The organism is Pseudomonas sp. efr-133-TYG-23, from assembly GCF_030209215.1.
Lineage (GTDB): Bacteria > Pseudomonadota > Gammaproteobacteria > Pseudomonadales > Pseudomonadaceae > Aquipseudomonas > Aquipseudomonas rhodesiae.
Genome location: NZ_JARVSL010000022.1, coordinates 44892 through 56955, shown reverse-complemented (window position 1 = coordinate 56955; position 12064 = coordinate 44892). Strand labels below are relative to the sequence as shown.

11 protein-coding genes are annotated in these 12064 nt (G+C 58.3%); 5 read left to right on the top strand and 6 right to left on the bottom strand.

Annotated features, from left to right (window positions below; translation table 11 throughout):
- Window positions 1-14 precede the first annotated feature (14 nt).
- From crcB to QRN41_RS15955, 4 genes are read right to left on the bottom strand one after another with little or no spacing between them, the layout of a single operon-like run.
- On the bottom strand, window positions 15-389 hold the full coding sequence (gene crcB / locus QRN41_RS15970; protein WP_034138572.1) for a fluoride efflux transporter CrcB: 375 nt from the start codon (window positions 387-389) through the stop codon (window positions 15-17).
- Window positions 389-1711 (bottom strand): replication-associated recombination protein A, encoded by a 1323-nt coding sequence (locus tag QRN41_RS15965; protein ID WP_167417863.1) that lies wholly within the window; start codon window positions 1709-1711, stop codon window positions 389-391. Before QRN41_RS15965 ends, crcB begins: the two co-directional genes overlap by 1 nt.
- Window positions 1712-1738: 27 nt before the next feature.
- Window positions 1739-2362, bottom strand: a complete 624-nt coding sequence (gene lolA / locus QRN41_RS15960) for an outer membrane lipoprotein periplasmic chaperone LolA (protein WP_034098665.1) — start codon at window positions 2360-2362, stop codon at window positions 1739-1741.
- Between the two features lie 54 nt (window positions 2363-2416).
- Complete coding sequence (locus QRN41_RS15955; protein WP_285421811.1) at window positions 2417-4822, bottom strand: DNA translocase FtsK; 2406 nt, start codon at window positions 4820-4822, stop codon at window positions 2417-2419.
- A 498-nt stretch (window positions 4823-5320) separates the two neighbouring features.
- On the opposite strand from QRN41_RS15955, the gene aat reads away from it, so the two are divergent.
- The 4 genes from aat (at window position 5321) to QRN41_RS15935 (ending at window position 8708) form a co-directional block, all read left to right on the top strand.
- Window positions 5321-6001 (top strand): leucyl/phenylalanyl-tRNA--protein transferase, encoded by a 681-nt coding sequence (gene aat / locus QRN41_RS15950; RefSeq protein ID WP_034138574.1) that lies wholly within the window; start codon window positions 5321-5323, stop codon window positions 5999-6001.
- A gap of 55 nt (window positions 6002-6056) precedes the next feature.
- Window positions 6057-6764 (top strand): arginyltransferase, encoded by a 708-nt coding sequence (locus QRN41_RS15945; RefSeq protein ID WP_034098670.1) that lies wholly within the window; start codon window positions 6057-6059, stop codon window positions 6762-6764.
- Between the two features lie 100 nt (window positions 6765-6864).
- Complete coding sequence (gene infA / locus QRN41_RS15940) at window positions 6865-7083, top strand: translation initiation factor IF-1 (RefSeq protein ID WP_002553999.1); 219 nt, start codon at window positions 6865-6867, stop codon at window positions 7081-7083.
- 206 nt (window positions 7084-7289) lie between these two features.
- A complete protein-coding gene (locus tag QRN41_RS15935) occupies window positions 7290-8708 on the top strand; it encodes an IS1182-like element ISPfl3 family transposase (protein ID WP_285421810.1) in 1419 nt (472 codons plus the stop codon).
- A gap of 117 nt (window positions 8709-8825) precedes the next feature.
- Here QRN41_RS15935 and clpA read toward each other — a convergent pair whose 3' ends face one another.
- The gene (clpA, locus tag QRN41_RS15930) at window positions 8826-11096 is read right to left on the bottom strand and encodes an ATP-dependent Clp protease ATP-binding subunit ClpA (protein WP_167417865.1); all 2271 of its coding nucleotides are present in this window, start codon (window positions 11094-11096) and stop codon (window positions 8826-8828) included.
- A gap of 29 nt (window positions 11097-11125) precedes the next feature.
- On the bottom strand, window positions 11126-11494 hold the full coding sequence (gene clpS, locus QRN41_RS15925) for an ATP-dependent Clp protease adapter ClpS (RefSeq protein WP_010567912.1): 369 nt from the start codon (window positions 11492-11494) through the stop codon (window positions 11126-11128).
- A 224-nt stretch (window positions 11495-11718) separates the two neighbouring features.
- Between clpS and cspD the strand changes: the two genes are divergently transcribed.
- Window positions 11719-12024 carry a cold shock domain-containing protein CspD gene (gene cspD / locus QRN41_RS15920; RefSeq protein ID WP_034138575.1) on the top strand — a complete coding sequence of 102 codons (306 nt, stop codon included), beginning with the start codon at window positions 11719-11721 and terminating at the stop codon, window positions 12022-12024.
- Window positions 12025-12064: the final 40 nt, after the last annotated feature.

Below are 12064 nucleotides of genomic sequence, written 5' to 3'. Positions count from 1 at the left end.
CGGTCTCTCGTTTATCAAAGTTTGGTCAGGGACAGGCCAGCCCAGGTGGCGAGCAGCCCGCCGAACACGCTGATACCCAGGTACCCGAAGGCGACAAGGGCCTGCCCGCTTTCCAGCAAGCGCAGCGTATCCAGTGAAAAGGATGAAAAGGTCGTCAGACCGCCTACAAAGCCGACAATCAAGCCAGCACGAATCTCAATCGGCACTTCCGGGCGCAACAGGAACCAGCCGTACAACAGCCCGATAATCAAACAGCCCACCAGGTTGACCGCCAAGGTCGCCGCATAAAAATGCTTCGGCCAGTTGGCGCTGACCCAGGTGCCGGTGGCGAAACGCAATAATGTACCAGCGATGCCGGCCATGGACACGGCAAGAATTGTCTTGAGCACTACTTTCTCCGCTGTTTGGGGCTGAGGCGATCGAGTTGCGCGAGGTGGTTGAGCTTTTCGCCGATCTTCAGCTCCAGGCCGCGCGGCACTGGCTGGTAGAACGGCTGAGGCTCCAGGGCGTCGGGAAAGTAGTCTTCGCCGGCAGCGTAGGCGTCCGGCTCATCGTGGGCATAACGGTATTCGTCACCGTAGCCCAGTTGTTTCATCAGCTTGCTCGGCGCATTGCGCAGGTGCAGCGGCACTTCCAGCGAGCCGTACTCGGCGGCCGCGCGCAGGGCGGACTTGAAGCCCATATACACCGCATTGCTTTTTGGCGCGCAGGCCAGGTAGGTGATGGCCTGGGCCACCGCCAACTCGCCTTCCGGGCTGCCGAGGCGCTCCTGCACATCCCAGGCCGCCAGGCACAGGCTCAAAGCCCGCGGGTCGGCGTTGCCGATGTCTTCGCTGGCCATGCGTACCACGCGGCGGGCCAGGTACAGGGGGTCGCAGCCACCGTCGATCATGCGCGCGAACCAATACAACGCACCGTCCGGGTTGGAGCCGCGCACGGATTTGTGCAACGCCGAAATCTGGTCGTAAAACGCTTCGCCGCCCTTGTCGAAACGCCGGCGTGTGTCACCGAGCAGGCTTTGCAACAAGTCGACACCGATTTCGCTGCCGTCTTCGGCCAGGTCCGAGGCGTTTTCCAGCAGATTGAGAAAGCGGCGGCCGTCGCCGTCTGCGGCCGTGAGCAAAATCTTGAAGGCTTCGTCGCCAACGCTCAGCCGACGCTTGCCCAGCCCCTTGTCCTCGCTCAAGGCGCGATGCAGTAGCTTTTGCATCGCTGCTTCATCGAGGCTTTTGAGCACGTAGACTCGCGCCCGCGACAGCAACGCGTTGTTAAGCTCAAATGAGGGGTTTTCGGTGGTGGCACCGATAAAAATCAGCGTGCCGTCTTCGACATACGGCAAAAACGCATCTTGCTGCGACTTGTTGAAGCGGTGCACTTCATCGACGAACAAAATGGTGCGTTTGCCATACTGACCGGCCTGCTGCTTGGCCACTTCAACGGCCTGGCGGATCTCCTTGACCCCAGCGAGCACCGCCGAGACCGTTTCGAAATGCGCATCCGAGACCTTCGCCAACAGGCGAGCCAGGGTGGTCTTGCCCACGCCTGGCGGCCCCCAGAAGATCATCGAGTGCAGCGCCCCCTGCTCCAGGGCTTCGCGCAGGGGCTTGCCGCGAGCGAGCAGGTGTTCTTGACCGACGTACTCATCCAGGTTGGTCGAACGCAAGCGCGCGGCCAGGGGCTGGGCAATCGGGTCACTTCGAAACAAATCCATGGGCAGCGTTTGAAACCTCGGGGCAGATTATTCCTGAATCACGTCGGCACCCTTGGGGATGTCGAACTTGAACTTGGACGCCGGCACCGGCTCGTTGGCCTTGACCCCGGAGAACAGGATATCGGTGCGCTGGCCGACGCTGTCGATCAGGCGCATGTTATTGATCACGCCATTGCCGAACGACAAGGACAGTGTGTCAAACAGCGTGTCCTTGGACTTAGGCTTGAGGGTGAACTCGATCACGTTGCTGGTTTGCTTGGAGGTGATGTCGAAGCTGTCGCTGATTTTCGACACATCGCCCGACAACAGCAGTGCTGGAGTCTGGTTCAGGCGCGGGTCGAGCTTCTTGATGGTCGCTTGCTCCAAGTCCGGGTCCCACAACGTGACTTTCTGGCCATCGGACACGATGGTCTGCTCGGCCTTGCCCTCGGTGTGCCAGTAGAACAGCCCTGGGCGCTGCACTGCCATTTCCCCTGCGGTTTCCTGCAGATGAGTGCCGCCGGCATCCAGGGTCAGCTGCGAAAAGCGCGCGGTCAGGGTCTTGGATTTGTCCAGCAGGTTGGTCAGGCTTTTGACGGAGGCCGGGTCGGCGTGGGCCGAAACAGCGGTCAGGGCCAGGGCCGGCAACAACAGCATGCGGATAAGACGCATGGAAATCCTCATTGAGTAAGCAGGGCACGCCGCATGCTGCCATGCGGCGCGAGGTCAGTCGCGCATTTGCCCGGGGGCAATGACTTCGCGCGAGCCGTTGGTGTTCATTGCGGTCACCACGCCGGCCATTTCCATGGCTTCGATCATGCGGGCGGCACGGTTGTAGCCGATCTTCAGCTTACGCTGCACCGCGGAGATCGAGGCACGACGGCTCTCCAGCACAAAGGCCACGGCTTCGTCGTACAGCGCATCGGTTTCGGCATCGTCGTCACCACCCCCGCCGCCGTTCTCGAAGCCGCTGCCGGCCTCTTCCACGCCGTTGAGGATGTCGTCGTTGTACTCGGGGGCGCCACGCAGCTTCCAGGCTTCCACCACGCGGTGAACTTCATCATCGGAAACGAACGCACCGTGAACACGGATCGGCAGGCTGGTGCCCGGCGGCATGTAGAGCATGTCACCGTGGCCCAGCAGCTGTTCGGCGCCACCCTGGTCGATGATGGTCCGCGAGTCGATCTTGCTCGACACCTGGAACGCCATGCGGGTCGGGATGTTGGCCTTGATCAGACCGGTGATCACGTCCACCGACGGACGCTGGGTCGCGAGGATCAGGTGAATACCGGCCGCACGAGCTTTCTGGGCGATACGCGCGATCAGTTCTTCGACCTTCTTGCCGACGATCATCATCATGTCGGCGAATTCGTCCACCACTACGACAATGGTCGGCAGCTTGGTCAGTATCGGCGCTTCGTCGTGGATGTTCTCGCGTTTGTACAGCGGGTCCGGAATGGTCTCGCAGCGCTCCTGGGCCTCCTTGATCTTGGCATTGAAGCCCGAAAGATTGCGCACGCCCATCTTCGCCATCAATTTGTAGCGGCGCTCCATCTCGGCCACGCTCCAGCGCAGGGCGTTGGCGGCGTCCTTCATGTCGGTGACCACAGGACACAACAGGTGCGGAATGCCTTCGTAGATCGACAGTTCGAGCATCTTCGGGTCGATCATGATCAGCTTGGCGTCTTCCGGGCCGGACTTGAACAGAATCGATAGGATCATGGCGTTCACGCCCACCGACTTACCGGAACCGGTGGTACCGGCCACCAGCAAGTGGGGCATCTTCGCCAGGTCGGTAATCACCGGCTTGCCGCCGATGTCATGGCCAAGAGCCAGGGTGACCGGCGATTTGAAGTTGTCGTACTCGGGAGTCGACAGCACTTCGGAGAAGCGCACGATCTGGCGGTCTTCATTGGGAATCTCGATACCCACGGTGGTTTTACCGGGGATCACTTCCACCACACGCACGCTGGTTACAGCCAGCGAACGCGCCAAGTCCTTGGCCAGGTTGGCGATGCGACTGACCTTGACGCCGGCGGCGGGCTGGATTTCGTAGCGGGTGATCACCGGGCCGGGGTGAATGGAGTCCACCGACACTTCTACGCCGAATTCCTTCAGTTTGATTTCCAGCAGATGGCCAACGGCCGCCAGGGACTCTGGGGAATAGTTGAGTTGTTTCTTTTCGGCGGGGTCGAGGATCGAGATAGGTGGCAAGGTGCCTTCGACCGCGCTGTCGATAAACAACGGGGCCTGTTTCTCTTTCTGTACGCGATGGCTCGGCTCGGGAGCCTTGGGCGGTGCCGGGGCGATCACCGGTGGCACCTGCTTCTCGCGATCCGACATGTGCTTGCTCAGGGCCTGCTCGCGCTCGATCAGGCGCTCCTTGACCTTGGCCTGCTCACGCCGATCCGGCGTGCTCGGGGCGACCACCTCGTTGACACGGGTATCCACCTCGCGCAGTTGGGCCACCATGCGCTTGCGCTCCACACGGGCGGCCCACCAGCGGTTGGCGGCGCCCTGGAACAGCTCAAGCAGATCGAGGGTGATCTTGCCGGTCACGTCCATCACCTTGAACCATGACAGGTCGGTGAACACTGTAAGGCCGAACAGGAACAGCGCGATAAACATCAAGGTGCTGCCCTGGATATTCAGGGTCTTGCGCGCCAGGTCGCCGAGGCTTTCGCCCAGCGCACCGCCCGCACCTGCTGGTAGGCCAGTAGGCGCATGGAAGTGGATATGGGCCAGAGCCGCGCCGGACAACACCAGAAACACCAGGCCGATCAAACGCCACGAGAACAGCCAGCCGCTCCACTGCCAAGGCTCATGGCGCTGGCGGAAGATCTGCCAGGTCTTGATCGCCAGCAGCAGGGGGAAGATATAGGCGAAGTAACCCAGCACCATGAACAGAATATCGGCGCTGTAGGAGCCCACGGGGCCGCCGAAGTTCTGCACGTCATCGATCTTGCTATTGTGGCTCCAGCCGGGATCGTCCTTGCCATAGGTGAGCAAGGCCATCATCAGGAACAGGCACAAAGCGCCGATCGCGATAAGCGCACCTTCCTTGAGACGATAATGCAGGTGCTGACGCCAGGCCGGCACGACTGTTTTAGGTGTCGCGGTGGTTTTCTTCAAAACGGGTCTTTTCCTGCGCCTTTTAGCGCGTCCATCTGTTGAATGACTGCAAAATACTGCCGGATCCGGGCAGCTGAAAAATGAACGAACGGGTAGAAAGTACTTTTAACACTGCCGATTGCCAGGCGAAACGGCGATACCGCCACAATGGCCGCATTGTACGGATTTGTGCCCGCGATGCCACGCCATTGCCGCCTACCCGACAGCCCGCCCAATTAATGTATGACAGCATGTTCAATTTGAGCATGCATTGTCTTTGCTGACAAAGGCTTATGCGCGGTTTTTACCAATCCAAGCAAGCTTGGCAAATGGCCTGCATGCGCCTGACCCGATTACGACCACACCCATGACACAGAGTTGCAGAGGCACCTGCGACGGCTGTTCCACCCTGACAACCGATTCGGGCTGGCCCCACAGCGTTGGGTCGACAATAATCAGCCTGTGCGAGACAGGCGCCAAGCCCGTCACTCCCCTCCCCTTCCGCAAACCTGGATGCCCATGCTGACCTGGCTACAACGCGACTCACTGACCTTCCCGCCGCTGGCCAAAGCCATGCGCGAACCCAATGGCCTGCTCGCCGCCGGTGGCGACCTATCGGCCGAGCGCTTGGTTGAAGCCTATCGTCATGGCTGTTTCCCATGGTTCTCGCAGGGCCAGCCCATTTTGTGGTGGTCACCGGACCCGCGCACCGTGATATTCCCCGATGAGCTGCACGTATCCCGCAGCCTGGCCAAACTGTTGCGCCAGCAGCGCTATACCGTGACCTTTGACCAGGACTTCGCCGCCGTTATCCAAGCGTGCGCCGCACCGCGAGCTTACGCCGACAGCACGTGGATCACCGAAGGCATCCAGAGTGCCTATGTGGAACTGCACAAACGTGGCTATGCCCACTCGGTGGAGGTGTGGGACGGCGAAACGCTGGTCGGCGGCCTATACGGGCTAGCGATGGGCCAGCTGTTTTTTGGCGAATCCATGTTCAGCCGCGCCGATAACGCCTCGAAATTCGGTTTTGCCACCCTCACCCGCCAGTTGCAGGCGTGGGGTTACGTGCTGATCGACTGCCAGATGCCCAACGACCATTTGCACAGCTTGGGCGCCCGCGCCATCCCGCGCCATGAGTTCGCGGGCTTTCTGCGTGAGCACTTGGACCGACCCAACACCGGACCCTGGGTTTATTAAGCGACTTGCGCTGACCTGGCTTACACTTATTCAAAGCTTATTTCGAGGGTTGATCATGACCGAGCTGGCGCGCTTGAAGTTTTATGCCACTCAAGCTCACTCTTGCAGCTATCTGCCCGACGAGCAGGCGACTACGCTGTTCCTCGACCCCAGCCAGCCCATGGACGTGCATGTGTACGCCGACTTGTCGGAAATGGGCTTTCGACGCAGCGGCGACCATCTGTACCGGCCTCACTGCCAGAACTGCAATGCCTGCGTCCCGGCCCGCATCCCGGTTGCGCAATTCACGCCGGACCGCAATCAAAAGCGCATCCTCAAGCGCAACGCCGATCTGACGGTAACCTCATCCAAGCCACGCTTCACCGAAGAGTATTTCGATCTTTACCAGCGCTACATCGAACAGCGCCACGCCGACGGCGATATGTTCCCGCCCAGTCGCGACCAGTTTTCGACCTTTCTGGTGCGCGATCTGCCGTTCTCGCGATTCTATGAGTTTCGTGCACACGGGCAACTGATGGCAGTGGCGGTGACCGATCTGCTGCCTAATGGCCTGTCGGCGGTGTACACCTTCTATGAGCCGGGCGAGGAACGGCGCAGCCTGGGACGGTTTGCGATCCTCTGGCAGATTGGCGAAGCACTGCGCTTGGAACTGGAGGCGGTGTACCTCGGCTACTGGATCAAAAACTGCAAAAAGATGAACTACAAGACCCAATATCGGCCCATTGAGCTGCTGATTAATCAAAGATGGGTCACGCTTAACTAGAACCCCTTGGCTTAAACACCCTTTTTCGGGCACAATGCACGCCGCTTTTGCCTGGCGCAGTTGCACCGGGCCATTCACTGGATACCGAGGGCTTTACTGCATGTCGAAAGAAGACAGCTTCGAAATGGAAGGCACTGTCGTCGACACCCTGCCCAACACCATGTTTCGTGTGGAGTTGGAAAATGGGCACGTCGTAACCGCGCATATCTCCGGCAAGATGCGCAAGAACTACATTCGTATTCTTACCGGTGACAAAGTGCGCGTCGAGCTGACGCCCTATGACTTGAGCAAAGGGCGCATCACTTACCGCGCTCGCTAAGCAAGTCAATACAAAACGCCCGGTTATGCCGGGCGTTTTTGTGTGCCCGGGATTTTGCTGACACCTCCCACACTGGAATTAATTGCTCTTGCAATTACTTTTCCAGACAGCAAAAAGGCGCCTTTCCAGACTGTGTGAAAACCTAGCAATCTGTCCGGCCCTTTAAGAGAATGCTCCGTATCGAAAGATACGGAGCATTTTTCGTTATGGCCTACATACAAGGCGAGTCCCGTAGCCAGACCAGCCTGTCCCCGGTCTCGCTGGAGGAACTGATCCCTGAAGATCACCTCGTACGGGTCATCGACCTGTATGTCACCAAGCTCGATCTGGGCCAGCTCGGTTTTGAGAAGGCTCAGCCCAAGGCCACTGGGCGCCCAGCTTACGACCCCGCCGATCAGCTCAAGCTCTATCTCTATGGCTATTTTCAGCGCATTCGATCGTCGCGGCGCCTAGAAGCTGAGTGCCAACGCAACATCGAAGTGATGTGGTTGATCAACCGGCTTAAACCCGACTTCAAGACCATCGCCGACTTTCGCAAGAACAACAAAGTAGCGTTCGTTACGACGTGCCGAGCTTTTGTGCAGTTCTGCCGATCCGTCGGCTTGATTGCGGGCGATCTGGTTGCGATCGATGGCAGTAAGTTTCAGGCAGTCGCTTCCTCGCGACGCCAGCTGAATTTGAATCAGCTCAAGCGTCAGGAGGAGAAGCTGGATAAGCGGATCGCCCAATACCTGGCTGACCTGGATGCCGTTGATAAAGCAGAGGGCGAGCAAGTGGTCGATCGCACTGCGATCAAGGCGGCACTGGCGAAGCTTGAGGCCAAGCAGCAAGACAACCGTAGTTGCCAAGCTTTGATGAAGTCGATGGGGCTGGAGCAATTCAACACGCACGAAAGCGATGCCCGAATGATGCGCACGCCAAAGGGGGCTCGTGTTGCCTATAACGTGCAAACAGCCGTGGACGCAGAGCACTGTCTGATTTTGCACCATGAGGTGACGCAAGATGGTGACGACCGCAAACAGCTTGAACCCATAGCTAAAGCTGCCAAGGCCGAACTGGGGCAGGACACGCTGACCGTGACAGCCGATATGGGCTACTCAAATGGCCAGCAATTCCAGGCGTGCGAGGATGCCTCCATTACCGTGTACGTGCCGCCAAACCGAACTTCGAACCCAGGCGGAGAGACATTATTCGAGCGCCAGGACTTTACCTATGACGCTGAACAGGATCGATACCAGTGCCCGGCAGGTCAATGGCTAACCCTGAAGCAGCGTTGCAAAGGCGACCGGATCTACCAGGCGGCAGTCAGCGACTGCGCTGGATGTGCGCTGAAAGCCCAATGTACAAAGGCTCAGCGCCGCTATGTCTCACGTCACGCACAAGAGGAAGCCTTTGAGCGTATGGCGCAGCGGATGCAACTGCATCCAGAGATGATGGAGCGACGCAGATCCATCGTGGAGCACCCGTTTGGCAATCTCAAACAATGGCTATTTGGGAACGGGCGGTTCTTGCTACGACAACTTGAAGGGACGAAAGCTGAAATGGCCCTGGCCGTGACCGCGTACAACTTCAAGCGGGCGATCAGTGTCTTGGGAGCCAAGAAAATGATGCAACTGATGGGCTGAAGAGCCTTTTTCAGCACAAAAACAAACGCCCCGAACAAGTCGGGGCGTTTGGTCTAAGGCCTGTCAGTGTGTTTTCACACAGTCTGTTTCGGCGCCTTCTGCATGGGTACGGAACGATCAGGCCATTTCCGCCGTGGTTTCGAAGTCGAAGGTCAACTCGCCGTCCTTCAGATCGATATGCACCACGCCGCCATGGTCCGCCAACTCGCCAAACAGGATCTCTTCGGCCAGCGGCCGCTTGATCTTGTCCTGGATCAGACGCGCCATCGGACGAGCGCCCATTGCCGCGTCGTAACCACCCTCTGCCAGCCAGCTGCGTGCGGCGTCCGTCACCTCCAACTGCACGCGCTTGTCTTCCAGCTGCGCCTGAAGCTCGGTAAGGAACTTGTCCACCACGCTCTTGATAACCTCATGACTGAGTCGACCAAACTGGATAATGGTGTCCAAACGGTTGCGGAACTCTGGCGTAAAGCTCTTCTTGATCACTTCCATCGCATCGGAAGAGTGATCCTGATGGCTGAAGCCAATCGAGGCCCGCGCAGCCGTTTCGGCACCGGCGTTAGTGGTCATGATCACGATCACATTGCGGAAATCCGCCTTGCGCCCGTTGTTGTCCGTGAGGGTCCCGTGGTCCATAACCTGTAGCAGCAGGTTGAAGACTTCCGGGTGAGCCTTCTCGATTTCATCGAGCAACAATACGCAGTGAGGCTGCTTGGTGATCGCCTCGGTCAGCAGACCGCCCTGATCGAAGCCAACATAGCCTGGAGGCGCACCGATCAGACGCGACACGGTATGCCGCTCCATGTACTCGGACATGTCGAAGCGCACCAGTTCGATACCCATGGCCTTGGCCAATTGCCGCGCCGCCTCGGTCTTGCCGACGCCGGTAGGACCAGCAAACAGGAACGAACCGACGGGCTTGTCCGGCGACTTGAGGCCCGCGCGCGACAACTTGATCGCGGTGGACAACGAGTCGATGGCCGCATCCTGGCCGAACACGGTCAGCTTGAGGTCGCGCTCCAGGTTACGCAGCAGCTCTTTGTCGGAGCTGGTGACGTGCTTTGGCGGAATCCGCGCAATCTTGGCCACAATGTCTTCAACCTGTGGCACGTCGATACGCTTGACACGCTTCTCAACCGGCTGGAGACGCTGGTAAGCGCCCGCCTCATCAATCACATCGATCGCCTTATCCGGCATGTGTCGATCATTGATGTAGCGCGATGCCAGCTCTGCAGCCGAACGCAGCGCCTCGTCGGTGTACTCGATGCCATGGTGCGTTTCGAAACGCCCTTTCAGCCCGCGCAGGATGCCGATGGTATCCTCAACCGACGGCTCGGACACATCGACCTTCTGGAAGCGACGCGCCAAGGCGCGGTCTTTCTCGAAGATCCCGCGAAATTCCTGGAACGTGGTCGAACCGATGCAGCGGATATCACCCGACGACAGCAAGGGCTTGAGTAAATTGGAGGCATCCATGACCCCGCCGGAAGCCGCACCGGCTCCGATGATGGTGTGGATTTCGTCAATAAACAGAATCGCCTGGGGACGTTTTTTCAGCTCGCCCAGCAACGCCTTGAAGCGCTTCTCAAAGTCGCCGCGGTATTTGGTACCGGCGAGCAACGCGCCCAAGTCGAGTGAGTAAACAACGCTATTGGCGAGCAGATCCGGCACCTGGTTGTCGACAATACGCTTGGCCAGGCCTTCGGCGATTGCAGTCTTGCCTACACCTGCCTCGCCGACCAGCAAGGGGTTGTTCTTGCGACGGCGCGCGAGGATCTGCGCTACTCGCTCGACCTCAAGCTCACGCCCCACCAGCGGATCGATCCGCCCTTGGCGCGCCAGTTCGTTGAGGTTGCTGGCATAGGCATCCAGTGGATTGCCCGAAGAAGAAGACTCACCGCCCTCGTCGTCCTGCATATCCTGCTCACCCTCGGAATGATCGCCGTGCCCTGGCACTTTGGAAATACCGTGGGCGATGTAGTTGACGACATCAATACGGGCAACGCTCTGCTGCTTGAGCAGAAACACAGCCTGGCTTTCCTGTTCGCTGAAGATCGCCACGAGCACATTAGCGCCCGTGACTTCGCGCTTACCGGAGCTCTGTACGTGGAACACAGCACGCTGCAATACCCGCTGAAAGCCCAGAGTAGGCTGGGTTTCACGGTCCTCGTCATGCACGGGGATCAGTGGCGTGGTGGAGTCGATAAACTCCTGCAGATCATGCTTGAGTTTGTCGAGATTGGCGCCGCACGCACGCAAAACGGTGGCGGCAGCTTCGTTATCCAAAAGTGCCAGCAGCAGGTGCTCGACGGTCATGAATTCATGACGCTTCGAGCGGGCCTCCTTGAAGGCAAGATTGAGGGTGACTTCGAGCTCGCGGTTTAACATAGCTTCACCTCATACCCAAGTGGTCGGCGTTAACCGTCCTTCTCGATTTCACAGAGTAGCGGATGCTGGCTTTCCCTGGCGTACTGGTTGACCTGCATGGCCTTTGTCTCGGCGATGTCGCGGGTAAACACTCCACATACTGCCCGTCCTTCTGTATGAACGGCCAGCATTACCTTGGTCGCCAACTCGCGGTTCAGGTTAAAAAACACCTCGAGCACTTCGACGACGAAATCCATCGGTGTGTAGTCATCGTTGAACAAAACCACCTTGTACATCGGCGGCGCCTGTAAGGCAGGCTTGGCCTCCTGAACAGCAATGCCTGCAGAACCGTCGTCATCGTGTTCGTGATCCGGTCGATCCTGATTGAATGTTAGTCGAATCTGGCTGATTGCATGCATGGAAAGAAAGGTTCGTCAGTTGTTCAATACAGTGGTGGGGGCAACCTGTCAGAATTTCAACTCTGACCTATTGGTCGCCTTGACTATCGGCAAATCGGTGTTACAACCAATAGAACCCACAGTGGGTAAAAAAGGTCCGCGCAGTCAACCTTATTTATTCGGGTTAGGACGGATAAACTGGATGATACTCCAGTGATGGAGTCTGGTGCAGAAGGAAATGGGTTATGTCTGGCGTCAAGATCAAAGGCAAGGTCAAGTGGTTCAATAATGCCAAGGGATATGGCTTTATTAATGAAGAAGGTAAAAGCGAGGACCTTTTTGCGCACTATTCAGCGATCACCATGGACGGCTACAAGACGCTGAAAGCAGGCCAAAGTGTGGAGTTCGAAATCATTCAGGGGCCAAAGGGACTGCATGCCGTCGCAATTTGTGCGGCCTGCGCGGCGGCTCCCGGGACGGCACACGACGTTACTCACGAAACAAAGCCCAAAAAAGACCAGCCCTCTAAAGAAAACAAGCAACTGGCCTGATCGCATTGGGTAAATAGCCTGCAAAAAAAACGGCCATTCT

What these genes read in the sequence shown, in the direction of transcription:
- QRN41_RS15945 (WP_034098670.1), top strand. Translation starts at nt 6,057, where the DNA reads ATGACCGAGCTGGCGCGCTTGAAGTTTTATGCCACTCAAGCTCACTCT.
- clpS (WP_010567912.1), bottom strand. Translation starts at nt 11,494, where the DNA reads ATGCATGCAATCAGCCAGATTCGACTAACATTCAATCAGGATCGACCG.
- QRN41_RS15965 (WP_167417863.1), bottom strand. Translation starts at nt 1,711, where the DNA reads ATGGATTTGTTTCGAAGTGACCCGATTGCCCAGCCCCTGGCCGCGCGC.
- aat (WP_034138574.1), top strand. Translation starts at nt 5,321, where the DNA reads ATGCTGACCTGGCTACAACGCGACTCACTGACCTTCCCGCCGCTGGCC.
- cspD (WP_034138575.1), top strand. Translation starts at nt 11,719, where the DNA reads ATGTCTGGCGTCAAGATCAAAGGCAAGGTCAAGTGGTTCAATAATGCC.
- clpA (WP_167417865.1), bottom strand. Translation starts at nt 11,096, where the DNA reads ATGTTAAACCGCGAGCTCGAAGTCACCCTCAATCTTGCCTTCAAGGAG.
- infA (WP_002553999.1), top strand. Translation starts at nt 6,865, where the DNA reads ATGTCGAAAGAAGACAGCTTCGAAATGGAAGGCACTGTCGTCGACACC.
- QRN41_RS15935 (WP_285421810.1), top strand. Translation starts at nt 7,290, where the DNA reads ATGGCCTACATACAAGGCGAGTCCCGTAGCCAGACCAGCCTGTCCCCG.
- lolA (WP_034098665.1), bottom strand. Translation starts at nt 2,362, where the DNA reads ATGCGTCTTATCCGCATGCTGTTGTTGCCGGCCCTGGCCCTGACCGCT.